The sequence below is a fragment of the Streptomyces sp. NPDC043896 genome (genome assembly GCF_056435605.1).
This window is the reverse complement of sequence record NZ_JBWKEE010000012.1, coordinates 108,780-131,435: the sequence shown is the minus strand read 5'-3', so window position 1 is coordinate 131,435 and position 22,656 is coordinate 108,780. Positions and strand designations below refer to the sequence as shown.

General features: G+C 74.5%; 20 protein-coding genes. 9 read left to right on the top strand and 11 right to left on the bottom strand.

The features are described 5' to 3' along the window. Positions 1 to 56 precede the first annotated feature (56 nt). Positions 57 to 1,154 (bottom strand): Lrp/AsnC family transcriptional regulator, encoded by a 1,098-nt coding sequence (locus AC069X_RS19415; protein ID WP_478729819.1) that lies wholly within the window; start codon positions 1,152 to 1,154, stop codon positions 57 to 59. A 128-nt stretch (positions 1,155 to 1,282) separates the two neighbouring features. Here AC069X_RS19415 and AC069X_RS19410 point away from each other — a divergent pair, with 128 nt between their 5' ends. Further along, positions 1,283 to 3,253 carry an ATP-binding protein gene (locus AC069X_RS19410; RefSeq protein ID WP_478729818.1) on the top strand — a complete coding sequence of 657 codons (1,971 nt, stop codon included), beginning with the start codon at positions 1,283 to 1,285 and terminating at the stop codon, positions 3,251 to 3,253. Between the two features lie 140 nt (positions 3,254 to 3,393). Beyond that, entirely contained in the window at positions 3,394 to 4,461 is a 1,068-nt protein-coding gene (locus tag AC069X_RS19405) for a saccharopine dehydrogenase (protein WP_478729817.1), read from the top strand. An 8-nt stretch (positions 4,462 to 4,469) separates the two neighbouring features. On the opposite strand, the gene AC069X_RS19400 is transcribed toward AC069X_RS19405, so the two are convergent. The 5 genes from AC069X_RS19400 to AC069X_RS19380 all read right to left on the bottom strand — a co-directional run bounded on the left by AC069X_RS19400 (position 4,470) and on the right by AC069X_RS19380 (position 9,467). After that, positions 4,470 to 5,072, bottom strand: coding sequence for a 3'-5' exonuclease (locus AC069X_RS19400; protein ID WP_478729816.1), 603 nt, complete (start codon positions 5,070 to 5,072; stop codon positions 4,470 to 4,472). Positions 5,073 to 5,177: 105 nt separating this feature from the next. Further along, positions 5,178 to 6,458, bottom strand: coding sequence for a GDSL-type esterase/lipase family protein (locus tag AC069X_RS19395; RefSeq protein WP_478729815.1), 1,281 nt, complete (start codon positions 6,456 to 6,458; stop codon positions 5,178 to 5,180). A gap of 260 nt (positions 6,459 to 6,718) precedes the next feature. Beyond that, positions 6,719 to 8,338 carry a malate synthase A gene (aceB, locus tag AC069X_RS19390; RefSeq protein WP_478729814.1) on the bottom strand — a complete coding sequence of 540 codons (1,620 nt, stop codon included), beginning with the start codon at positions 8,336 to 8,338 and terminating at the stop codon, positions 6,719 to 6,721. Between the two features lie 251 nt (positions 8,339 to 8,589). Next, positions 8,590 to 9,231 carry a nucleotidyltransferase family protein gene (locus tag AC069X_RS19385; RefSeq protein WP_478729813.1) on the bottom strand — a complete coding sequence of 214 codons (642 nt, stop codon included), beginning with the start codon at positions 9,229 to 9,231 and terminating at the stop codon, positions 8,590 to 8,592. After that, the gene (locus AC069X_RS19380) at positions 9,228 to 9,467 is read right to left on the bottom strand and encodes a hypothetical protein (RefSeq protein ID WP_478729812.1); all 240 of its coding nucleotides are present in this window, start codon (positions 9,465 to 9,467) and stop codon (positions 9,228 to 9,230) included. The genes AC069X_RS19385 and AC069X_RS19380 overlap by 4 nt, the downstream gene beginning before the upstream one ends. 128 nt (positions 9,468 to 9,595) lie before the next feature. On the opposite strand from AC069X_RS19380, the gene yczR reads away from it, so the two are divergent. After that, complete coding sequence (gene yczR / locus AC069X_RS19375; RefSeq protein WP_478729811.1) at positions 9,596 to 11,044, top strand: MocR-like transcription factor YczR; 1,449 nt, start codon at positions 9,596 to 9,598, stop codon at positions 11,042 to 11,044. A gap of 172 nt (positions 11,045 to 11,216) precedes the next feature. On the opposite strand, the gene AC069X_RS19370 is transcribed toward yczR, so the two are convergent. Both AC069X_RS19370 and AC069X_RS19365 read right to left on the bottom strand, forming a co-directional pair. Continuing rightward, positions 11,217 to 11,846, bottom strand: coding sequence for a response regulator (locus AC069X_RS19370; protein WP_478729810.1), 630 nt, complete (start codon positions 11,844 to 11,846; stop codon positions 11,217 to 11,219). A gap of 2 nt (positions 11,847 to 11,848) precedes the next feature. After that, positions 11,849 to 13,120, bottom strand: a complete 1,272-nt coding sequence (locus tag AC069X_RS19365; protein WP_478729809.1) for a sensor histidine kinase — start codon at positions 13,118 to 13,120, stop codon at positions 11,849 to 11,851. A 134-nt stretch (positions 13,121 to 13,254) separates the two neighbouring features. Between AC069X_RS19365 and AC069X_RS19360 the strand changes: the two genes are divergently transcribed. Both AC069X_RS19360 and AC069X_RS19355 read left to right on the top strand, forming a co-directional pair. Next, positions 13,255 to 14,343 (top strand): ABC transporter permease, encoded by a 1,089-nt coding sequence (locus AC069X_RS19360; protein ID WP_478729808.1) that lies wholly within the window; start codon positions 13,255 to 13,257, stop codon positions 14,341 to 14,343. Beyond that, positions 14,340 to 15,050, top strand: coding sequence for an ABC transporter ATP-binding protein (locus tag AC069X_RS19355; protein WP_478729807.1), 711 nt, complete (start codon positions 14,340 to 14,342; stop codon positions 15,048 to 15,050). Before AC069X_RS19360 ends, AC069X_RS19355 begins: the two co-directional genes overlap by 4 nt. Positions 15,051 to 15,158: 108 nt before the next feature. Here AC069X_RS19355 and AC069X_RS19350 read toward each other — a convergent pair whose 3' ends face one another. Then, the gene (locus AC069X_RS19350) at positions 15,159 to 15,962 is read right to left on the bottom strand and encodes an IclR family transcriptional regulator (RefSeq protein ID WP_478729806.1); all 804 of its coding nucleotides are present in this window, start codon (positions 15,960 to 15,962) and stop codon (positions 15,159 to 15,161) included. A gap of 336 nt (positions 15,963 to 16,298) precedes the next feature. Between AC069X_RS19350 and allB the strand changes: the two genes are divergently transcribed. Together allB and alc are read left to right on the top strand one after the other, a co-directional pair. Beyond that, positions 16,299 to 17,633 (top strand): allantoinase AllB, encoded by a 1,335-nt coding sequence (gene allB / locus AC069X_RS19345; RefSeq protein ID WP_478729902.1) that lies wholly within the window; start codon positions 16,299 to 16,301, stop codon positions 17,631 to 17,633. 2 nt (positions 17,634 to 17,635) lie between these two features. Continuing rightward, a complete protein-coding gene (gene alc, locus AC069X_RS19340) occupies positions 17,636 to 18,748 on the top strand; it encodes an allantoicase (protein ID WP_478729805.1) in 1,113 nt (370 codons plus the stop codon). A gap of 112 nt (positions 18,749 to 18,860) precedes the next feature. Here the strand turns inward: alc and AC069X_RS19335 are convergent, their stop codons facing one another. Next, positions 18,861 to 19,595 carry an SDR family oxidoreductase gene (locus tag AC069X_RS19335; RefSeq protein WP_478729804.1) on the bottom strand — a complete coding sequence of 245 codons (735 nt, stop codon included), beginning with the start codon at positions 19,593 to 19,595 and terminating at the stop codon, positions 18,861 to 18,863. Between the two features lie 175 nt (positions 19,596 to 19,770). Between AC069X_RS19335 and AC069X_RS19330 the strand changes: the two genes are divergently transcribed. Continuing rightward, the gene (locus AC069X_RS19330) at positions 19,771 to 20,388 is read left to right on the top strand and encodes a dihydrofolate reductase family protein (protein ID WP_478729803.1); all 618 of its coding nucleotides are present in this window, start codon (positions 19,771 to 19,773) and stop codon (positions 20,386 to 20,388) included. Positions 20,389 to 20,515: 127 nt separating this feature from the next. Next, positions 20,516 to 21,430, top strand: coding sequence for a DMT family transporter (locus AC069X_RS19325; protein ID WP_478729802.1), 915 nt, complete (start codon positions 20,516 to 20,518; stop codon positions 21,428 to 21,430). 101 nt (positions 21,431 to 21,531) lie between these two features. Here AC069X_RS19325 and AC069X_RS19320 read toward each other — a convergent pair whose 3' ends face one another. After that, positions 21,532 to 22,536, bottom strand: a complete 1,005-nt coding sequence (locus AC069X_RS19320) for a Gfo/Idh/MocA family protein (RefSeq protein WP_478729801.1) — start codon at positions 22,534 to 22,536, stop codon at positions 21,532 to 21,534. Positions 22,537 to 22,656 lie beyond the last annotated feature (120 nt).

The following is a 22,656-nucleotide window of genomic DNA, read 5'->3' as shown; positions in this document are numbered from 1 at the left end:
CGGCCGGCGTGGGCGTGCGGACCCCTCCGGTCGCGTGGTCCCGATGGTCCGGCCCGTCACGCGGACCCGTGCGCCCGCCCCGGCCCGTACGGCGGGGCCCAGGCCGCGGCCGCCGGCGCCGGGTCCCGCCAGATGTCTGGCCGGACCGTACGCACCCGCCGGCCCGACTGGTCCAGCTCCTGCGCCTCCGACTTGCGCACGTGCAGGGCCACCACCGTGTCGGTGACGCGCAGGCCGGGCATTCTCCGCGTCAGGTCGGCGGTGTACCGGGACAGCTCCTCGACGGTGCGCAGCCGGGCCCCGATCATGAAGTTCCAGCGGCCGCTGACCGACATGCAGGTCCGGGTCTCGCGCAGCCCCGAGGCCACCGCGGCGCAGTCGGCCACCTCGTGCTCGGGCACCTCCGCCCACACGGTCGCGGACACCGGCCAGCCGGTCAGCCCCGAGGCCATCGCGCAGCTGTAGCGCAGGCTGTGCCCCGCCTCCAGCCGGCCCAGGCGGCGCCTCACGGTCGACTCGCTCATCCCGGACTCCCGGGCCAGCGAGGCCACGCTGCGCCGCGCGTCCGAGGCCAGCGCCAGCACCAGCGGCCGGTCCTCCTCCGGCATCGGCGCGGCCGGCGCCGGTGGGGCCGCGGCCCCTGCGCGGCGGCGGTGCCCGGTCAGCAGACCGGCCTGCGCGGGCGTCAGCTGGTCCAGGCGCCAGCGGTCGGGGGAGGAGTGCACCGCCGTGACCATCGAGGACCGGGTCCCGAGCACGCCCGGGATCCGCTGCATCCGGAAGTACAGGTACTGGTACAGCATGCGCAGGTCCGGGACGGCCACGAAGACCAGCAGGTCACGGCTGCCGGTGGTGTGCTCCACGCCCATGGTGTGGGCGTCGCCCGCCAGCGCCGCGCCCACCGCCGGGGAAGCGCCCGCCGCGCACGTCACCTCGACCCACGCCATGCAGGGCGCCTGCGTACCCGTACGCAGACCGATGCCCGAGATCCAGGCCTCGCCGGCGGCGGTCAGCCGCTCCCAGCGGCGGGCGAGGGTCTCGGGACGCGCCCCGAGCACCTGCCCCAGGCGCTCCCAGCTGGCGCGCGGAGCGAGCTGGAGTGCGTGGACGAGCGCCCGGTCGGTGTCATCGATGGCGGAAATGGCCGACTTCATACCTTCCCCTGGTGGTTCTCCCGGCCGTCGGCCGGTCAACCCTACTTTCGGCTGATCATCTCTCCTCATGGGCCCGCCCGCGCCATCCGGCGGTCGAGCGGGCCTCGAGCAGAGCGGGAGGAGGACATGTGGGTGACCCCGGCTCGAGCCTGCGCCACACGGTGCCGGCCGAACTGTCGAGCTTCGTGGGACGGGAGCGGGAGCTCGCGCGCACCGCTGCCCTGCTCGGTGAGGAACGCCTGGTCAGCCTGGTCGGACCAGCGGGAATAGGCAAGACCCGGCTCGCCGCGCGGACCGCCCGGGCCCTGCGCCGCAGCCGGGGCGCCGACGTGGTGTGGGCCGACCTGGCGAGCCTGCCGGGCCCCCTCCTGGACGGCCTGGAGGAGGAGTTGGAGCGGCGGCTCGACGGCCGCCTGGCCCTGCTGGTGCTCGACGGCTGCGAGCAGTTCGGCGACTGCGCCGGGGCCCTCGCGGGCCGGCTCCTGGCGCGATTGCCCAGGGTACGAATTCTGGCCACTTCGCAGCGGACCCTCGGGTTCCACCAGGGGGCGCAGCTCGCCCTGGGCCCGCTCCCGGTCCCGCCGGAACCATCGGATCCGGCCATTCCGCATCCCGTGGGCGAGGTCGCCGCGTACGCCTCCGTACGCCTCTACGCCGAGCGGGCCCGCGGAGCCGACCCCTCCTTCGCGCTCACCGAGCACAACGCCGGCGCCGTCGCCGCCCTGTGCCGAGCCCTCGACGGGATCCCCGGCGCGCTGGAGCTGGCCGCCGGGCGCGCGGCCCGGTACGCCCCCGCCGAGGCCCTGCGCCGGCTCACCGCCGACCCGCTCGGCTTCCTCGCCGACGGCGCGGGCCGGGCCGGCGGTGCCGACGTCCTGCGCACGCACCGGCTGGCCTCGCCCCCGGAGCGGCTGCTGTGGACGCGGCTGTCCGTCTTCGCGGGCTCCTTCGACGAGGCCGCCGTCGCGCAGGTGTGCGGCTTCGGCGCGCTCGGCCCCGAGGAGGCCGCCGAGGCCCTGCGCGGCATCGCCCCCTCCCTGCTCACGGAGCCCGGCGAACCGGAGCGCTACCGGCTCCCCCTGTCCGTACGGGCCCACGAGGCCCGGCGGCTCGCGCACGCCCCCGGCGGCGACGCGGAGCGGGCCGCCCGCCGCCACCACGAGCGGTGCCGCGTCATCGCCGAACGGGCCGCCTGGCTGTGGCGGTCGGGAGCGCAGCCCCAGGCACGCGCCCTGGCCCTGCGGGAGCTGCCCGAGCTGCGCCTCGCGATGGACCCGCTGGCCGAGGCGGGCCCGGCGGGCGCGCTGGAGGTCGCCGTGTCGCTGTGGTTCCTCTGGTCGGCCTGCGGGCTGGAGGCGGAGGGCCGCCGGCACCTGGAGCGGGCCCTCGCCCTGCACCCGCGTCCCCGGCCGGCCCGCGCACTGTGGCTGGCGGCCTGGCTGGCTGCCGCCTTCGGCCGGCCGGGATCCGCCGATCCGCTGCTGGTGGAGGCCTGGAGCGCGGCCGTACTGGAGGGGGAGGACGCCGCCCTCGCCTACCTCGCGTACGCCCGGGGAACCGCCGCCCTGTGGCAGGACCGGCCCGCCGAGGCCGCGGACGAGTTCCGGGACGCCCTCGGCCAGCTCCCGCAGGACCCGGAGTTCGGCCCGGGACGCCCGGCCCTCGCGGCCGCCCTGACGATGGCGCTCGCGCACACCGACCCGGCGTCCGTGGCCCCCGGCGAAGGGGAGCCGGGCGGCCCCGCCGACCTGTGGGCCCGGTCCTGGTCCGACTACGCCCACGCCCGCGTCCAGCGCCGCAAGGGCCGCCCCGCGCTGGCCCGGACCCGGCTGGTGGCCGCCCTGGAGGTCCAGTTGGCCCTCGGCGACCGCCTCGGGCAGGTCCTCTCGGCGGAGCTGCTGGCCGAACTGGAGGCCGACCTCGGCCACGACGAGGCGGCCGCGCGGCTGCTCGGAGCGGTCCGCGCCCACCGCCCCGCCGCCGCCTGCGCCCCGCGCGCCGAACGGATCCTGCGCCTGCGCATGACCCCGGAGGCCTTCCGGGCGGCCCGCGCGGAGGGTTCCCGCGGCACCCTGCGGGACCTCCTGCCGGAACTCTGAGCCGCAGGTCACCGGCTGGGGCACGAGGTGCCCCGGGGCCCGGAGTTGCGGCCCCCGTCCGGCGTACCGCGTCAAGGACGCGGAAAGACATCGCATGAGTGCGCTCATCCCACCCCTCTGACCGGACAGGTGGTACAGCGATGTCCGAAACCCCCCAGCTGTGGATGCGCAGCGAGACCCGTCCCACCGAACGCCGTGCACCGCTGACCCCCGAGGACGCCGCGCTGCTCGTGCGGCAGGGCGTACGGATCACCGTGGAGGAGTCCGCCCACCGGGTGTTCCCGCTCGACGCGTACGGGGCGGCCGGCTGCGGCACGGCCCCGGCCGGCTCCTGGTCGCGGGCCGCGCCCGGATCCGCGTACGTCCTCGGGCTGAAGGAACTCCCGCCGATGCCCGAGGCCCTGCACCACCGGCACGTCTACTTCGGGCACGCCTACAAGGGCCAGGCGCAGGCGCCCGAACTGCTGCGCCGGTTCGCGGTGGGCGGCGGGACCCTGCTCGACCTGGAGTACCTCGCCGACGAACAGGGCCGCCGGCTGGCCGCCTTCGGCTACTGGGCCGGATACGCCGGCGCCGCCCTCGCCGCCCTGCACGCCCGGGGCGCCCTCGCGGCCCCCCTGGTCCCGCTGCCCCGGCCGGAGCTCGACGCCCGGCTGCGCGCCGCCGCCCCCGACGGGTTACGGGCGCTGGTCATCGGCGCGGGCGGACGCAGCGGACGCGGCGCCTGCGACGCCCTCACCACCGCCGGGATCCCGGTCACCCGCTGGGACCGCACCGCGACCCGCCGCCTGGACCGCGCCGCGCTGCTCGGCCACGACATCCTGGTCAACGCGGTGCTCACCACCCGTCCCGTGCCGCCCTTCCTGACCCCGGCCGACCTGGAGACGGCGCCCCGGCGGCTGTCGGTGATCGCCGACATCACCTGTGACACCGGATCGGAGCTGCACCTGCTCCCCGTGTACGACCGCCTCACCGACTGGACGGCCCCGGCGCGCCGGCTGCCCGGCGGGGGCCCGCCGGTGGACGTGATCGCCATCGACAACCTCCCGTCCCTGCTCCCGGCCGAGGCGGCCCGCGCCTTCTCGGCGGACCTCCTCCCGAAGCTCCTCGCCCTGCACGCCCCGTCCCCGGACCCGGACTGGCTGCGCTGCCGCGCGGCCTTCACCACGGCCATGGCGGCGCTGGAGGGCCCGGAGCGGGCGGCCTGACGGCGGGTCTAGGCGGGGTCCGCGTCCGGCTGCCAGAGCATCAGGTTGCTCATCAGTTCCGCCTGCTCGACGGCGTCGTCCAGCGCGTGGTGCGTGTGGCGGCGCCGGGAGTGGAGTTCGCGGGGCATGCGGCCCTTCACGGCCGCGCGCAGCGGGACGCGGGCCTTCGCCGCGTACAGGGTCTTCATGTCCAGGCAGCCGGAGTGGCCGAAGGGGCTGTCGTCGCCGAACTCGATCAGGTACCAGTACAGGAAGGTCCAGTCGAAGGAGGCCGGGTAGCCGCACATGACCGGCTGCGCCCCGGCGGAGACCTCCCGCACCCAGGCCCGGAAGTCGGCCATCGCCGCGGCCGGGTCGGCGCCCTCGCGCAGCAGCCGCTCGCGGTCCAGGCCGCTGACGGCGAGGGCGGCCTCCACGTACCGGCCGCTGATGGGCCGCAGTTCCCGGTAGAAGGTCTGGAGTTCGGGATCGGCGGCCCGGTACACGGCGCCGTCCTGGCGGCCCGCGACGGACGCGCCGAAGCTGATCATCGAGTAGGGGCCGGGGATCGGGCCGTCGGCCTCGATGTCGACGGAGATGTAGAGACTGGGACGTGCGGGACGGGCTGCCATGGCCTGATCATGACAGCCCGCCCGCCGCTCCTCCTCCGAATTACGGAGCGTCCGTCGCGCGGCGCGTCCCGTCCTGCGGAGCGTCCGTCCTACGGAGCGTCCGTCCTACGGAGCCGCCGCCAGGAACATCCCGGTGTGGTCGCCCCCGGCGGTGTTCTTGCAGCTGGAGGCCGAGCCCGCGGGCTGGGCCACGGCCAGGGCCAGGCAGCGGCCGACGGCCAGCTGCCCGTAGTAGTTCGGGTGCATGGACTCCTGGATCAGGCCCTGCGACTCGTTGTTGTCGATCCAGCGCGCCCACTCGCTCGTCTTCGCCGAGGCGGGGACGGCGGAGCTGACCTGCTTGCTGGCCTTCGCGCAGACCTCACGGCCCTGGAGCATGTCCCGCAGGTCCAGGAACTGCACGCCCTTGGCCGCCGCGACCCCCTTGATGCGGTTCGCGATCTGCGGCACGAGCGAGTCCCGGGCCCAGTCGGAGTCCCGGTTCCAGAAGGGGCAGCCGCCGGTGTTGAGCCGGCTCCAGTCGCTCTGGGTGTACCGGTTCTCGGCGCCCCGCGGGATCGGGGACGGGTAGGACTGCAGCACGATGCGGTACGAGGAGTCCGCGTACCCGGCCTGGCGCATCACGGCGCGGATCTCGTCGACGGACTTGCCGACGTTCGCCATGACGCCGTCGATCTTCTGGTCGACGCCCGCCTGCTGGTCGTCGTAGCAGTACGAGCCCCACAGGACGAAGTCGTACGCGCAGTCCTTGATGATGTCGGCGAAGCCGAGGTCGTTCCCGCCGATGGACAGCGCGATGACCTTCACGTTGCGGCTCGCGGCCACCGCCGCGAGCTGGTCGGCCTGCGGCGCCTCGCCCTTGAAGGCCACACCGCCGTTGGAGGCGCGGAAGACGTTCTCCGAAGTCGCCCCGGAGCAGGCCAGGTTCACCGCCGTCTCGGCGATGGCGCCCGCGCTCAGCACCTCGGCCGAGTCCGAGCGGTGGCAGCCGCCGGCGGTGGCGGCGTAGACCTTGGAGGGATCGTAGGAACTGCCGCTGACCCACGCCCGGTCGGTGCCGTTCCTGCTCCCGCTGTTGGTCAGGCTGTTGCCCTTCCAGCGTCCGGCCTCGCCGGAGATGTAGCTGTCGCCCATGGACACCACGGCGGTGGGTCCCGTCCCGGGCCCGGCCACCGCCGTCCCGGCCCCGCCGGCGAGCAGGGCGGCGGCGAGCGGCAGAACCATTCCGGCGCCGGCCAGTCGTCGCACACGACGTGGAGCGGCCCGGCCCTTGCCGGCCTTTCGGAATCCGATCACTGCGGAACTCCTGCGGTCGGCCACGCCGAAGTCGCCAACAACTTCGGTGCGTGGCTTGGAAAGTGGGGGTACCGCCGGCGCCGGTGGCATCGGAAAGGTGGCACGCGCCCACTTGTTACCGCTAGGTACAGTCGGATTACGATGCAGTAACGCCCGACCGGTCGGTCGGCCGCCGAGGGGGGTCCGGACCGGGGGCGCGGGGGTCCGCGCGCCCCCTCCGGCTTCGCATCGGCACACACCGCCGCGCGAACACGGCTCCGCCCCCGGCGCCTTGGGGCGACGGGGGCGGAGCGGGTGTTCGACTGCTGTGCGTTTCAGCCGAAGGGGGTGGTGCGGGCCTGGGCCGTGGGTCAGCCGACCAGCTGGTCGTACGCGGGGAGGGTCAGGAAGTCCGCGTAGTCGGCGTCCAGGGAGACCTGGAGCAGGAGGTCGTGGGCCTGCTGCCACTTCCCGGCCGCGAAGGCCTCCTCGCCGACCTCGGCGCGGATCGCGTCGAGCTCCTCGGCGGCGATCTTGCGGGTCAGTTCGGCGGTGGCGCGCTCGCCGTTCTCGAACACGACTCCGGCGTTGATCCACTGCCAGATCTGGGAGCGCGAGATCTCGGCGGTGGCGGCGTCCTCCATGAGGCCGAAGATGCCGACGGCGCCCAGGCCGCGCAGCCAGGCCTCGATGTAGCGGGTGCCGACCTGGACCGCGTTGCGCAGGCCCTCGTAGGTGGGCTTCGCGTCCAGGGAGTCGATCGCGATCAGGTCGCCGGGGGCGACGGAGACGTCCTCGCGGAGGCGGTCCTTCTGGTTGGGCTTGTCGCCCAGGACGGCGTCGAAGGAGGCCATGGCGATCGGGACCAGGTCGGGGTGGGCGACCCAGGAGCCGTCGAAGCCGTCGCCGGCCTCGCGGTCCTTGTCGGCCTTGACCTTCGCGAAGGCGATGGCGTTGGCCTCGGCGTCCTTGCGGGACGGGATGAAGGCCGCCATGCCGCCGATCGCGTGCGCGCCGCGCTTGTGGCAGGTGCGGACGAGCAGCTCGGTGTAGGCGCGCATGAAGGGGGCGGTCATCGTCACCGCGTTGCGGTCCGGCAGGACGAACTTCTCGCCGCCGTCACGGAAGTTCTTGACGATGGAGAACAGGTAGTCCCAGCGGCCCGCGTTCAGGCCCGCCGCGTGGTCCTGGAGCTCGAAGAGGATCTCTTCCATCTCGTAGGCCGCGGTGATGGTCTCGATGAGGACGGTCGCGCGGACGGTGCCCTGCGGGATGCCGACGTAGTCCTGGGCGAAGACGAAGATGTCGTTCCAGAGGCGGGCCTCCAGGTGCGACTCCGTCTTCGGGAGGTAGAAGTACGGGCCCTTGCCGAGGCCGATCAGGCGCTGGGCGTTGTGGAAGAAGTAGAGGCCGAAGTCCACGAGGGAGCCGGAGGCCGGGCCGCCCTCGAAGCTGAGGTGGCGCTCCTCCAGGTGCCAGCCGCGCGGGCGCATGACCACGGTCGCGAGCTGGTCGGCGGGCTTCAGCGCGTACGCCTTGCCCGTGCGCGGGTCGGTGAAGTCGATGCGGCGCTCGTAGGCGTCGATGAGGTTGAGCTGGCCGAGGACGACGTTCTCCCAGGTGGGAGCCGAGGCGTCCTCGAAGTCGGCGAGCCAGACCTTGGCGCCCGAGTTGAGGGCGTTGATGGTCATCTTGCGGTCGGTCGGACCGGTGATCTCCACGCGGCGGTCGTTCAGGGCGGCCGGGGCAGGCGCGACCTTCCAGTCGCCCTCGCGGACCTGTGCGGTGTCCGGGAGGAAGTCGAGGGTGGAGGTGCGGGCGATCTCGGCGCGCCGCTCGGCGCGTCGGGCGAGGAGCTCGGCGCGGCGGGGGGCGAACCGCCGGTGGAGCTCGGCCACGAAGGCGAGAGCCGCTTCGGTGAGGACTTCGTCCTGCCGGGGCAGGGGCTCGGCGTCGACGATGGCCAGCGGGGACGGCGCTGGTGCGGACATATCTGTCACTCCTTCAGCGGCGGTGCCTGGCGGCCGCGGGGAATGCTCGCGCGAGACGGCACGCAGTGCCGTCGGGTGTGGAGAGTTCCGGGTAACGGTCGCGGGCGCCGTCTGGGGGTTCAGGGCGCTTCTGACCAGTGGATAGTAATTTCCTCATGGTGGAAGTTCAATGGTTTGTTGATGTCGAGATTCTCTGAGTCGACAGATTCCGGATGCCGGTGGCCCTCAGTGCCATACCGGTCACGCCCCGCTCAGTCCAGACGTGCCAGGTCGGAGGGGGTGTCGATGTCGAAAGCGGCCGCGACGTCCCCGCACTCCACCAGCATGACCTCGGCGGCGTGGTTCTTCAGGTGGACCCGCGCGCCCTGGTCCCCGGTCGCCGTCGCCGTGATGTCCGCCCAGCGGTCCGCGCCGAACAGGACGGGATGCCCGCGCTCCCCGTCGTACGCCGCCGCCACCAGGCTCGACGGGGACCGGTAGGCCTCCCGCACCCGGGCCACCGCCGCCGGCCCGATGCCCGGCTGGTCCACCAGTGACACCAGGGCCGCGCCGGCGCCCGTACCGGCCAGCGAGGCGAGCCCGACCCGCAGGGAGGAGCCCATGCCCTCCGCCCAGTCCGGGTTGTCCACCACCACGCAGCCCGCCAGGTCGGCGCGCTCGCGGACCTCGGCGGCCGAGGCTCCGAGCACCACGTGCACCGGGCCGCAGCCGGCCTCGCGCAGCACCCGCACCGCGTTCTCCACGAGCGGGCGGCCGCGGTAGGGGAGCAGGGCCTTGGGGCGTCCGCCGAGCCGCCGGCCGCCGCCGGCGGCCAGGAGCAGGCCGGCGATGACGGGCGGGGCCTCCCCGGACGCCGCCCCCGAGGGCGGGGCGCCGCCGGACGCGGACGTCACAGGGGCAGGGGGGCGGCCGGGGCCGGGGACGGTTGCGCGGGAGTGCTCGACTGCTGACATGTCAGCGATTCTCGCCGCCGCTTCCCCCGGACGGGTGGCAGCCCCGCCAGCAGCCGCCGTACGGAGGCCAGCGCGGCCCCGATGCGCAGCGGCTCCGAGATCCGGTCCTCGGCGGCGGCCAGCAGGGCCCGTTCGTCACGATCGGTGAAACCGTGGGTGAAGGTGCTGTACGGCATTGCGGAGCACTCCTTGCCAATCGGGGGCCAATACCGCGAGTCTGGACCCCGATTGGCCTGGTCGGCAGAGCCAATCAGGGGAGGTTGGCATGGCAAACGGGCGAGTGGTCCATACGGCGGACAGGACGATGGGGAGCCGTCAGCTCGCGGCACTGCTCCCGGCCGAGGTGCTCGGCCGGCCCGGCTACCGGGCCCTCGCCGACGCCGTGCGCACCCTGGTCCTCGACGGCCGCATCGCCCTGCACGTGCGGCTGCCCGCGGAGCGCGACCTCGCCGAGGCGATCGGCGCCAGCCGCGCCACCGTCACCGGCGCCTACGACCTGCTCCGCGAGAGCGGCTACGTGCGCAGCCGCCGCGGCTCCGGCACCTGGACCGAGCTGCCCGACGGGCACGGGCCGGTCGGCGCCCACGCCCTCCTCGGCTCCGGCGGCTACAGCGCCGACGGGGACCCCGGCATCGACCTCGCCATCGCCGCGATGGGAGCCCCGCCCGACAGCCTCGCCGAGGCCCTCGCGTGGGCCGCCCCGCGCCTGCCCGGACTCGCCCGCACCCCCGGCTACCACCCCTTCGGGCTGCCCGACCTGCGCGCCGCCGTCGCCGACCGCTTCACCCGGCGCGGCCTGCCCACCCGCCCCGAGCAGATCCTGGTCACCGCCGGGGCCCAGCAGGCCTTCGCCCTGACCGTCGGCCTGCTCTGCCGGCCCGGGGACCGCGTCGTCACCGAGAACCCCACCTACGCCAACGTCCTCGACGCCCTGCGCCACGCCCGCCTGCGCACCGCCTCCATCGCCGTCTCCGACAGCGGCTGGGACATGGAGATAGCCGAGTCCACGCTCCGTCAGACCGTGCCCCGGCTGGCGTACGTGATCCCCGACTTCCACAACCCCACGGGCAGCCTGATGCCGGACGAACAGCGGCTGCGGCTGCTCGCCGCGACCCGGGCCACCGGCACCTGGCTGGTGGTCGACGAGACCATCGCCGACATCGCGCTGGACGTGCCCGCCCCCGCCCCGCTGGCCTCGCTCGCCCCCCGCTCCGGCGCCGACCACGTGATCACCATCGGCTCGCTCAGCAAGACCCACTGGGGCGGCCTGCGCGTCGGCTGGATCCGGGCCACCGCCAAACTGATCGCCGAGCTGACCGCCGTACGGGTCTCCGCGGACATGACCGGCTCCGTACTCGACCAGGCGGTGTCGCTCCCGCTGCTGGAGGGCCTGGAACGCGCCCTGCCGGACCGGCTCGCGCAGCTGCGCACCCAGCGGGCCGCCCTGGTGTCCGCGCTCCAGCGGCACACCCCCGAGTGGTCCTGGCAGCTGCCCCCGGGCGGCCTCTCCCTCTGGGTGGACCTCGGCGAACCGGTCAGCTCCGCCCTCGCCGAGCGGGCGGCCGCCGCCGGGGTGCACATCGGCCGCGGAGCCCGCTTCGGCGTCGACCCGGGCACCTTCGAGCACCGCCTGCGCATCCCGTACACGCTGCCGGCCGACCGCCTGGACGAGGGCGTACGCCGCCTCGCCGCGGCCTTCCACGACGGCGTCCCGCTGGCTCCGGGGGTGGAGCGGCCCTACTGGGTGGCGTGAGCCGCGGACGCCCTGCCGGTCCCGCCCGACGTACGCGTCGGCCGCCGGCCGGGACATCAGGGCCACCGCCCCCGGTACGGCCGCCACCCGCCTGCCTCCCGGCCCGCCCGCCCGGGAGACAGCCCCCGTATGGAGGCACCCCGCCCGGGGGACGGCCCGTACCGGGGGACCCCTACGGCGTGCGGATCAGGCGGCGGGTGGCGGCCGCGGCGACCGCGGAGGTGCGGGAGTCGACGCCGAGCTTCGCGTAGACGTGCACCAGGTGGGACTTGACCGTGGCCTGGCTGAGGAAGAGCCGCTTCGAGATCTGCTGGTTCGACAGCCCGTCCGCGACCAGCTGGAGCACCTCCAGCTCCCGTTTCGTCAGCGCCTCCGCCGGGGTCCGCATCCGGTCCATCAGCCGCAGCGCCACCGCCGGGGCCAGCGCCGACTGGCCGGCCGCCGCCGTGCGGACCGCCGCAGCCAGCTCCTCCGGCGGGGCGTCCTTCAGCAGGTAGCCCGAGGCGCCCGCCTCCACCGCCGCCAGGATGTCCGCGTCCGTGTCGTAGGTGGTCAGGACCAGCACCCGGGGCGCGCCCGGGCGGGCGGTGATCGCCGCCGTGGCCGCCGAGCCGTGCATCCCGGCCCCGAACTGGAGGTCCATCAGGACCACGTCGACCTCCTCGGAGGCGGCCAGTTCCACCGCCCGCTCCGCCGTCGCCGCCTCCGCGACCACCGCGAAGTCCGTCTCGGTGTCCAGCACCGCGCGCAGCCCGGCGCGGACCACGGGGTGGTCGTCGGCGAGCAGGAGCCGGATGGTCATGGTCAGGCCTCCACGGGCAGCGGCAGGGTGACGGCCACGGCGGTGCCCTGGCCCCGGTCGGACTCCACGGTGAACAGGCCGCCCAGCGACTCGGCCCGCGCCCGCATCGCGGGCAGGCCGAAGCCGCCGTCGCCCGAGGCGGCGCCGGCGGGGTCGAAGCCCCGGCCGTCGTCGACCACGTCCAGGGTGACCGAGGCGTCCATGAACGTCAGGGTGATCTCCGCCCGCCCCGCCTCCGCGTGCCGCACCACGTTGGCCAGCGCCGACTGGGCGATCCGCAGCAGGGCCACCTCGTACGGGGTGGGCAGCGCCCGGGGGGTGCCGCTGACGGAGAAGCGCACCCGCGGGCCCGGGGCCCCCGAACACAGCCGCTCCAGCGCCGCCGCCAGCGAGCCGTGCTCCAGGTCCGGGGGAGTCAGGGCCCGTACGAAGCGCCGCGCCTCGGCGAGGTTGTCCTGCGCGGCCTCCCGGGCCCGGGCGATGTGCGCGAGCGCCGCCGCCGCGGGGGTGCCGGGGACGCCGGCCCCCGGAGCCCCCCGGCCGGCGGGAGCGCCCGCCCCCGGGCCGGGCGGGGCGCCCGGGGCCGCCGCGTCTTCCGACAGCGCCCGCTCGGCGGCCCGGAGCAGCAGCTGGATGGACGACAGGCCCTGGGCCAGGGTGTCGTGGATCTCCCGGGCGAGCCGTTCCCGCTCCGCGAGGATCCCCGCTCCCCGCTCGGCCGCCGCGAGCTCGGCCCGGGTGGCGATGAGCTCCTCGATCAGCTCCCGGCGGCGTTCGCTCTCGCGGTACAGGGCCTGGTAGCCCAGTACCGTGGCGACGGCGACGGCCCCGCCGAGCAGCGGCCCGAGGAAGGCCCCGGGGGTGACGGAGCCGCTGTGCGCGAGGAAGCCGCCGATGGCCGCGCAGGCGGTGGCCGCGACGGCCGCCACGCCCCAGCGCAGCCGCAGCAGGTGCAGCTCCAGGAAGTACAGCGGGAAGGCGATCCACACCCCGTCGGGGGAGACGGCCAGCAGCGCGGCCCACACCGCGCCCACCCCGGCCAGCCACAGCCCGGCGGCCCGCGCCGAGTGCCGCACGGCGGGGAGCCGGACGCCCGCCGCGTACACGGCGGCCAGCAGGACGCAGAGGGCGGTCACCCGGCCGGCGTCCGGTGCGGAGTCCGCGACGGCCCGGGCGGAGGCCAGCGCGAGCAGCCCGAGGAGCAGGGCGTGCAGGCACAGCCGCAGCACGCGGGAGACGGGGGTCAGGAGGCGGGAGGGCGGTGCGGAAGACATCGTCCGACCAGCGTAAGCGGGCGGTCCGGGGCGCCGGTCAACCGAAAGTTTGATGTCCGGATGCCACCTTCGATCGCAGGTTGCCCACCGTGGCGCGATGCCCCGGGGCCGGGTGCGGGACCAAGGTGGGGGTCATGTTCGTCGCATGGAGAGATCTACGGTTCGCCAAGGGCCGCTTCGCCCTCATGGGGTCGGTCGTCCTGCTGATCACGCTGCTGGTCGGCCTGCTGTCGGGGCTCACGTCCGGACTGGCCCGGGAGAACATCTCGGCCATCACCGGGCTGCCCGCCTCGCGGCTGGCCTTCGCGGCGCCGGCCGGGGACCAGAAGGTCTCCTTCACCCAGTCCCAGCTGCCCGAGAGCGCCTGGAAGGCCTGGCGCGGGCAGCCCGGCGTCACCGCGGCCCAGCCGCTCGGCATCCGCACCACCAACGCCGTCTCGGACGGGCGCACCGCCGCCGTCTCCGTCTTCGGCGTCGAGCCGGCCGGGCGGCTGGCGCCCGCCGGGGCCGGGCTCGCCCGGGGGCGGGTGGTCCTCACCGAGAAGGCGGCGAAGGAGCTGGGCGGGCTCACCGCCGGGGCCAGGGTCCGGGTCGGGCCGCTGGAGGTGACCGTGGCCGCCGTATCGGGCACGGCCGCCTACAGCCACACCCCGGTCGTCTGGATGGACCTGGACGACTGGCAGCGCGTGGGCAACCCCGGGGGCTCCTCGGACACCACCGCCACCGTCATCGCCCTCGACGGCTCCGGGGACACCGACTGGGCCGCCGGCGACGACGCGGCGGGCACGAGGGCCCAGACGGTCGACGAGGCCCTCGGCGCCATAGGGTCCTACCAGGCCGAGAACGGCTCGCTCCAGCTGATGCGCGGATTCCTCTTCGCCATCTCCGCCCTGGTCATAGGGGCCTTCTTCACCGTCTGGACGATCCAGCGCAGCGGTGACATCGCCGTGCTCAAGGCCCTCGGCGCCTCCACCCCGTACCTGCTGAAGGACGCCCTCGGCCAGGCCGTGGTGATGCTGGCGATCGGGACCGGCGCGGGCACCGCGCTCGCGGCCGGTTTCGGAGCCCTGATCAGCGGCGGCGACGTGCCCTTCGTCCTGGACGCCGCCACCGTGCTGGCCCCCGCCGCGATCATGATCGTGCTCGGCGCGCTGGGCGCCGCCCTGTCCATCCGGCGGATCACCGCCGTCGACCCGCTGACCGCCCTGGGGAGCGCCCGATGACCCTGCTCGTGGACGACGTCACGCTCACGTACCCGGACGGCGACGGCCGCCTCACCGCGCTCGACGCGGTGTCCCTGGAGGTGCCCGCGGGCTCCCTGACCGCGATCGTGGGGCCCTCGGGCTCTGGGAAGTCCAGCCTGCTGGCCGTGGCGGCCACCCTCGTCACCCCGGACTCCGGCCGGGTCGTGGTCGCGGGCCGGGACACCACCCGGCTCGGCCCCGCCGAGAAGTCGGCGCTGCGCCGGGAGCGGATCGGCATCGTCTTCCAGCAGCCGAACCTGCTCGCCTCGCTGACCGCGGCCGAACAGCTCCAGGTGATGGCCCACGTCTCGGGCCGCCCCTCCCGTCAGCCGCGCCGCCGGGCCCTGGAGCTGCTGGACGCGGTCGGCCTGGCCGACAAGGCCGGCAAGCGCCCGCACCAGCTGTCGGGCGGGCAGCGCCAGCGGGTGAACATCGCCCGGGCCCTGATGAACGAGCCGGCCGTGCTGCTGGTCGACGAGCCCACCAGCGCCCTCGACCACGAGCGCGGCGCGGCGGTCCTCGACCTGCTGGTCTCCCTCACCCGGGAGCGGTCCACCGCCACGGTGCTGGTCACGCACGACCGCGCCCACCTGGACCGGATGGACCGTACGGCGGTCATGGCCGACGGCCGCCTCACCCCCGGGGCGCCCGCCGGAGCGTCCCCGGCGGCCGCCCGGGCGGTCTGAGGAGGCGTACGCGGCGGCGCGCGCCCGGGCGCGCGAGAGCCCCGGCACCCCCGCAGGGGGAGGGTGCCGGGGCTCTCGCCGTCCGTACGGGCCGACGGGCCCGCGGGCCTACGCCGGGGTCTGGCTCTGCAGGGCCACCGACAGCTCGGCGGCGACGCCCTGGAGGATCGGCACGAAGGACTCGGCCACCGCCTGGGTCACCCGTCCGGCCGGACCGGAGATGGAGATCGCGGCGGCGGTCGGCGAGTCCGGCACGGACACGGCGAGGCAGCGGACTCCTATTTCCTGCTCGTTGTCGTCGACGGCGTAGCCGACCTTGCGGACCTGCTCCAGGGCCTCCAGGAAGCCCTCGGGGGTGGTGATGGTCTTCTCGGTCGCGGCGGGCATCCCCGTGCGCGCCAGGAGGGCGCGGACCTCGTCGGCCGGGGTGTGGGCGAGCAGGGCCTTGCCCACGCCGGTGGAGTGCGGCAGGACCCGCCGGCCGACCTCGGTGAACATGCGCATGGAGTGCTTGGACGGCACCTGGGCGACGTACACGATCTCGTCGCCGTCGAGCAGGGCCATGTTCGCCGTCTCCCCGGTCTCCTCGACCAGACGGGCGAGGTAGGGGCGTGCCCAGGTGCCCAGCAGCCGCGACGCGGACTCGCCGAGGCGGATGAGGCGGGGGCCGAGGGAGTACCGTCGGTTGGGCTGCTGCCGGACGTACCCGCACGCCACGAGGGTGCGCATCAGGCGGTGGATGGTCGGGAGCGGCAGGCCGCTGGCGGCCGAGAGCTCGCTGAGACCGACCTCGCCACCGGCATCGGCCATGCGTTCGAGCAGATCGAAGGCGCGCTCAAGGGACTGGACGCCACCGCCGCCGGCGGTGGGCTTGGCGGAAGCGTCGGTGGTGCTGGCGCTGGACGTCGGCACGGCGCGGTCCTTTCGGTGCTGGCAGGCAAGGAAGCAGCCTACCGGTCGGTCGACGTCGGCCCTAGAGCCGGGCCCGCGCCGTCCTCGCCGGTCAGAGGTGGTTTGTCCTGGTGGTGGACGTCCTCGGGAAGTTACCCGCCAGGTCCTCGGTGGCGGTAGCTACATTCTGGATAGCGAAATCTTAATTCCATCCTGTGGAAACATCCAATTGCGGTGAGAACGTGTCAGCAGTCCCTCCGGGCGCTCTTGACTGGCCCCGGATCGGGGTGAAGACTCCGTCAACAGAACGTTGAATTTCGCTCTGTGGAAGTAGATGGGGAGTTTCCGGTGGCCGACGTGGCAGTGGAACTGGTACTGCGCTCGACGCGCGTCATCACCCCCGAGGGGACGCGCGCCGCCTCGGTGGCCGTCGCCGGCGGGAAGATCACGGCCGTGCTGGCGCACGACGCCGAGGTGCCGGCCGGAGCCCGGCTGGAGGACTTCGGTGACGACGTCCTGCTCCCCGGTCTGGTGGACACCCACGTCCACGTGAACGACCCCGGCCGCACCGAGTGGGAGGGCTTCTGGACGGCCACCCGCGCCGCGGCCGCCGGCGGCATCACCACCATCCTCGACATGCCGCTCAACTCCCTGCCGCCGACCACCACGGTCGACAACCTCCGCGTCAAGCAGGAGGTCGCCCGGACCAAGGCGCACGTGGACGTCGGCTTCTGGGGCGGCGCCCTCCCCGACAACGTCAAGGACCTGCGCCCGCTGCACGACGCCGGCGTCTACGGCTTCAAGTGCTTCCTGTCGCCCTCCGGCGTGGACGAGTTCCCGCTGCTCGACCAGGAGCAGCTGGCCACCTCCCTCGCCGAGATCACCGGCTTCGGCGGCCTGCTGATCGTGCACGCCGAGGACCCGCACCACCTGGAGTCCGCCCCGCAGAACCCGGGCCCCAAGTACGCCGACTTCCTGGCCTCCCGCCCCCAGGACGCCGAGAACACCGCGATCCAGAACCTGATCGACCAGGCGAAGCGGCTGAACGCCCGCGTGCACGTACTGCACCTCTCCTCCGCCTCCGCGCTGCCCCTGCTGGCCGCGGCCAAGGCCGAGGGCGTCCAGATCACGGTCGAGTCCTGCCCGCACTTCCTCACCCTCACCGCCGAGGAAGTCCCGGACGGCGCCACCGAGTTCAAGTGCTGCCCGCCCATCCGCGAGGCCGCCAACCAGGACGTCCTGTGGGACGCGCTCGCCGACGGCACCATCGACTGCATCGTCTCCGACCACTCGCCCTCCACCGCGGACCTGAAGACCGGCGACTTCGCCACCGCGTGGGGCGGCATCTCCTCCCTCCAGCTGGGCCTCCCCGCCATCTGGACCGAGGCGCGCAAGCGCGGCCGCACCCTCGAAGAGGTCGCGCGCTGGATGTCCACCGCCCCCGCCGCGCTGGCGGGCCTCGCGGCCAAGGGCGCCATCGAGGCCGGGCGTGACGCCGACTTCGCGGTCCTGGCCCCCGAAGAGACCTTCACCGTGGACCCGGCCGAGCTGCACCACCGCAACCAGGTCACGGCGTACGCGGGCAGGACCCTGTACGGCGTCGTGAAGTCCACCTGGCTGCGCGGCACGCAGATCGCCGACCACGGCACCCCGACCGAGCCCACGGGCCTCCTCCTTGAAAGGCAGAACTGACAGTGGCGATTCCTTCCTTCACCGGTAACGCGAACCCGTACGGGGGCGGCGACCCGTACGCGGACTACCGCACCGCGGAGTTCCCCTTCACCCAGTACGCGAACCTCGCGGCCCGCGAGCTGGGTGCCGGTGTCATCGCCGCCAACGACGAGTTCTTCGCCGAGCGCGAGAACCTGCTGATCGCCGAGGCCGGCCACTTCGACCCCGAGCACTTCGGCCACAAGGGCAAGGTCATGGACGGCTGGGAGACCCGCCGCCGCCGCGGCGTGTCCGCCGAGCAGCCCTGGCCGGCCGCCGAGGACCACGACTACGCCCTGATCCGCCTCGGCGCCCCCGGCGTCATCCGCGGCATCGTCGTCGACACCGCCCACTTCCGCGGCAACATGCCGCAGGCCGTGTCCGTCCAGGGCGCGTCCGTCGAGGGCTCCCCGACCGAGGCCGAGCTGCTCTCCGAGGACGTCAAGTGGACGACCCTCGTCGAGCGCACCCCGGTCGGCGGCCACGCCGCCAACGGCTTCGAGGTCAACGTGGAGCAGCGCTTCACGCACCTGCGCCTGAACCAGCACCCGGACGGCGGCATCGCCCGCCTGCGCGTCTACGGCGAGGTCCGCCCCGACCCGAAGTGGCTCGCCGTGCTCGGCACCTTCGACGTCGTCGCCCTGGAGAACGGCGGCTCGGTCGAGGACGCGTCCAACCGCTTCTACTCCCCGCCGACCAACACCATCAACCCGGGCCGCTCCCGCAAGATGGACGACGGCTGGGAGACCGCCCGCCGCCGTGACAACGGCAACGACTGGATCCGCTACCAGCTCGTCGCCGAGTCCGAGATCCGCGCCGTGGAGATCGACACCGCCTACCTCAAGGGCAACTCGGCCGGCTGGGCCTCGCTGTCGGTCAAGACGGGCGAGGAGGGCGAGTGGGCGGAGTTCCTGCCGCGCACCCGCCTGCAGCCCGACACGAACCACCGCTTCGTCCTGGACGCCCCTGCGGTCGGCACCCACGTGCGGATCGACATCTTCCCGGACGGCGGCTTCTCCCGCCTGCGTCTGTTCGGTTCGCTGACGGAGGCCGGCGCGGCCGCGCACGCCGCCCGCCACCAGGAGCTGGGCGGCTGATCCGCTCCGCCCTGTGACCCGCCCCCGGGGGCCGACACCCCCGGGGTCCGGAACGCGCCGAGGGGGCGCACCACTTCCGTGGTGCGCCCCCTCGCCCGGTACCCGCCCCCGCCTAGGCGGTGTGGCCGCCGTCGACCGAGAACTCCGCCCCGGTGACGTACACGGAGTCCGGCCCGGCGAGGAAGGACACCATGGCGGCGACCTCCTCCGGGGTGCCGTAGCGCCCGAGGGCCGTCATCGAGCGCTGCGGGTCCGCGTACGGGCCGTCGGCCGGGTTCATGTCGGTGTCCGTCGGGCCGGGGTGGACCAGGTTGGCGGTGATGCCGCGCCCGCCGAGCTCCCGGGCGAGGGACTTCGTCAGGCCCGTCATGGCCGCCTTGCTCATCGCGTACAGGGTGCCGCCGGGGCCGGGGACCCGGCCCACGATGCAGCTGCCGATGACGATGATCCGGCCGCCGGGGCCCATGTGCCCCGCCGCGGCCTGCGCGGCCAGGAAGGCGCCCCGGACGTTGACGCCGAGGACCCGGTCCACGTCGGCGGTGCCGAGCGTGTCGAGCGGCCCGAGCAGGCCGACGCCGGCGTTGTTGACCAGGACGTCGAGCCGGCCCAGTGTCCGTACGGTCTCCTCGACCGCCGTCCGCGGGCCGTCGGCGTCGCCCGCGTCGGCCCGTACCGCCAGGCCCCGGCGGCCCAGCGCCTCGATCTTGCCGACGACCTCGGCGGCGGCGCCGGCGCCGCTCACGTAGGTGACCGCGACGTCGAAGCCGTCCTCGGCCAGCCGCAGCGCGGTGGCCGCCCCGATGCCCCGGCTGCCGCCCGTCACCAGGGCCACCGTGTTGCCGTTCATGTCGTTCCTCCCCGAACCGTTCATGTGGTTGCGGGTTCAATGAAATCCGCCGGGGGCGGGCGGCGCTGGCGGGAATCCGACCTCGCGTTCACGCGCGCCGCACCGATGAGTTCCGGCGCCGGCGGGAGTCTGAACCGACAACGGGACAAGCCGTGGACACAAGGAGCGCCGCACCATGGGCAAGCTGACCCTCACCACCTTCCTGACCCTCGACGGAGTGATGCAGGCCCCCGGCGGGCCGGAGGAGGACCGCAGCGGGGGCTTCCCGTACGGCGGCTGGCTCGTGCCCTTCGCCGACGAGGGCATGGGGGAATTCATGAACGAGGTCTTCGACCGCGCCGGGGCCTTCCTCCTCGGGCGCCGGACGTACGAGATCTTCGCCTCGTACTGGCCGCTGCACGACGATCCGGCCGACCCGGTGCCGAACAAGCTCAACCGGCTGCCGAAGTACGTCGCCTCCACCACCCTGAAGGACCCCGCCTGGGGCCCCGCCACCGTCGTGGACGGGGAGCAGCTCCAGTCGGAGATCGTCCGCGTCAAGGACGCCCTGGACGGGGAGCTCCAGGTGCACGGCAGCGGGCAGCTCGCCCAGTGGCTGCTCGCGCGCGACCTCGTCGACGAGCTGAACCTGCTGGTCTTCCCCGTCTTCCTCGGTGCCGGGCGGCGCCTGTTCCCCACCGGCGGCCTGGCCACGGCCTTCGAGCTGACCGGCTCCCGGACCACGGGCAGGGGCACCGCCATCCACACCTACCGCCCCACGGGCCGCGCCTCCTTCGGCACCTTCGCGGACTGAGGGGCGGGGCCGTGCCGGGGGCGGCGGGGATATCCCGTCGACCGGCAAGATCCACTCGGGTACGGTGGGCGCGCAGCCGTGCGAGCCGCCGACGTCTCCACACCCTTCACGCCGTCGGAGCCGCCCGGTGCCCACGCTCGCCGCCCCCGCCCCCGTCCTCGCCCCCCGCCGGGCCTGGCTCGCCGATCTGCCCGTGCTGCTGGTCGCCGTCGTCTGGGGCGGCAGTTACCTCGCCGCCAAGGGGATCACCACCGCGCATACCGTGATTGCGGTCCTGGTGCTGCGCTTCGCCCTGGTGCTGCCCGTGCTCGTCCTCGCCGGCCGGAAGCGGCTGCGGGCGCTGAGCCCCGCCCAGCTGCGGGGCGCCGGGGCGCTGGGGCTCGTACTCGGCGGGATCTTCCTGCTGGAGACCTACGGGGTGGTGCACACCTCCGCCACCAACGCCGGTCTGATCATCAGCCTGACCATGATCTTCACCCCCCTCGCCGAGTCCGCCGTACGCCGCGAGGCCCCCTCGGCCGCCTTCCTCGGGGCCGCCGCCGTCTCGGTCGCGGGCGTCGTGCTGCTCACCCAGGGCGCCGGTTTCACCGCGCCCGGCCTCGGTGACCTGCTCATCCTCGCTGCCGCGCTGGCCCGCACGGTGCACGTGCTGCTGATGGCGCGGATCAAGGCCGTTCAGGACGCCGACGCGCTCTCCCTGACCACCGTGCAGCTCGGCTCAGCCGTCCTGGTCTTCGCCCTGCTGGCCGCGGTCCCCGGTACCGGGGACGGGCCCTGGGCGGCGGCCGCCGGCTTCGGCCCCGCCGAGTGGGCCGGGCTCGCCTTCCTCTCCGTCTTCTGCACCCTCTTCGCCTTCTTCACGCAGATGTGGGCCGTACGCCGCACCTCGCCCTCCCGCGTCAGCCTGCTGCTGGGCACCGAACCGCTGTGGGCGGCCGCCGCGGGCATCGCCATCGGCGGCGAGCACCTCGGCCCGCTCGGCCTCACCGGAGCCGCCCTCGTCCTCGCGGGCACGGCCTGGGGGCGCCGCGCGGCGGGCTGAGCCGCGACGGCGCCGTCGCCGCGCCGATTGGCCGGTAAACGGCTCCTGCGGGCTTGATCACCGGCCCTACTGTGGCCCGCATGTCCGCCGGCGCCCGCACGCTACAGGTCCGGGAGCTCCTCCAGCCGTACGGGCCGGCGCTCCCGCCGGGACCGCTCGCAGGCCTCGGCCACCCGGAACGCGGCGAGCGCCTGGAGCCCGTCGCAGGGGTTGCTGCCCTCGCCGCGCACCAGCCGGACGAAGGCCGCCAGCTCGGCCTCGTAGGCGGGACCGAACCGCTCCAGGAAGCCGCTCCACGGCTTGCTCGCCGGGGGCGGTCCGTGCGGCTCGGTCGAGGCGATCGGCGTCCGGTCGTCCAGCCCGGACGAGACCTGGTCCAGCTCCCCGGCCAGCTCCATGCGGACGTCGTACCCGGCGCCGTTGCAGCGGGTCGCGGTACTGGTGACCAGCGTCCCGTCGTCCAGCGTCAGGACGGCGGCGGCGGTGTCCACGTCCCCCGCCTCGCGGAACCGGACCGGCCCCGCGTCCGAACCGGCCGCGTACACCTCGGCCACCTCGCGCCCGGTCACCCAGCGGACCATGTCGAAGTCGTGCACCAGGCAGTCCCGGTACAGGCCCCCGGAGGTGGCCAGGTACTCGGCCGGCGGCGGAGCCGGGTCGGCGGTCATCGTGCGCACCGTGTGCAGCCGCCCCAGGGCACCCGAACGGACCAGCTCCCGCGCGGTGCGGCAGCCCGCGTCGAAGCGGCGCATGAAGCCCACCTGGAGCAGCCCACGGGCCGCCCCCACCTCGCGCAGCACCGCCAGGGTGCGGGCCAGGTCCGGGGCCAGCGGCTTCTCGCAGAACACCGGCAGCCCGCCGCGCACCGCCCGGACCACCAGGTCGGCGTGGCCCTCCGTGGCGCAGGCCACGACCACGGCGTCCACGCCCCAGGTGAAGACCTGGTCGACCGTCGGGGCGGCGGTGGCGCCGAGCCGGTCCGCGAGCCGCGCGGCCCGCCCGGGGTCGGCGTCGGCCAGCAGCAGCGAGCCGGCGTCCGGGTGTCGGGCCAGTGCGGCCGCGTGGAACGAGCCGATCCGGCCCGTTCCGATGAGCCCGATGCGCATGCACTCAACGTGGCCCCGTACGGGGGACCTGTCAATCTGCCCGGCCATGCCCCGATGACCCTTCATGGTCCACTGTGGCGGATACTGGGCGGCTGAAACCGGAATGACCGATTGATGACG

Bases quoted from the DNA above. Each gene is read 5' to 3' on its own strand.
- AC069X_RS19415 (WP_478729819.1), bottom strand. From the start codon at position 1,154: ATGAAGTCGGCCATTTCCGCCATCGATGACACCGACCGGGCGCTCGTC.
- AC069X_RS19405 (WP_478729817.1), top strand. From the start codon at position 3,394: ATGTCCGAAACCCCCCAGCTGTGGATGCGCAGCGAGACCCGTCCCACC.
- AC069X_RS19400 (WP_478729816.1), bottom strand. From the start codon at position 5,072: ATGGCAGCCCGTCCCGCACGTCCCAGTCTCTACATCTCCGTCGACATC.
- AC069X_RS19395 (WP_478729815.1), bottom strand. From the start codon at position 6,458: ATGCCACCGGCGCCGGCGGTACCCCCACTTTCCAAGCCACGCACCGAA.
- aceB (WP_478729814.1), bottom strand. From the start codon at position 8,338: ATGTCCGCACCAGCGCCGTCCCCGCTGGCCATCGTCGACGCCGAGCCC.
- AC069X_RS19380 (WP_478729812.1), bottom strand. From the start codon at position 9,467: ATGCCGTACAGCACCTTCACCCACGGTTTCACCGATCGTGACGAACGG.
- yczR (WP_478729811.1), top strand. From the start codon at position 9,596: ATGGGGAGCCGTCAGCTCGCGGCACTGCTCCCGGCCGAGGTGCTCGGC.
- AC069X_RS19370 (WP_478729810.1), bottom strand. From the start codon at position 11,846: ATGACCATCCGGCTCCTGCTCGCCGACGACCACCCCGTGGTCCGCGCC.
- AC069X_RS19365 (WP_478729809.1), bottom strand. From the start codon at position 13,120: ATGTCTTCCGCACCGCCCTCCCGCCTCCTGACCCCCGTCTCCCGCGTG.
- AC069X_RS19360 (WP_478729808.1), top strand. From the start codon at position 13,255: ATGTTCGTCGCATGGAGAGATCTACGGTTCGCCAAGGGCCGCTTCGCC.
- AC069X_RS19355 (WP_478729807.1), top strand. From the start codon at position 14,340: ATGACCCTGCTCGTGGACGACGTCACGCTCACGTACCCGGACGGCGAC.
- AC069X_RS19335 (WP_478729804.1), bottom strand. From the start codon at position 19,595: ATGAACGGCAACACGGTGGCCCTGGTGACGGGCGGCAGCCGGGGCATC.
- AC069X_RS19330 (WP_478729803.1), top strand. From the start codon at position 19,771: ATGGGCAAGCTGACCCTCACCACCTTCCTGACCCTCGACGGAGTGATG.
- AC069X_RS19320 (WP_478729801.1), bottom strand. From the start codon at position 22,536: ATGCGCATCGGGCTCATCGGAACGGGCCGGATCGGCTCGTTCCACGCG.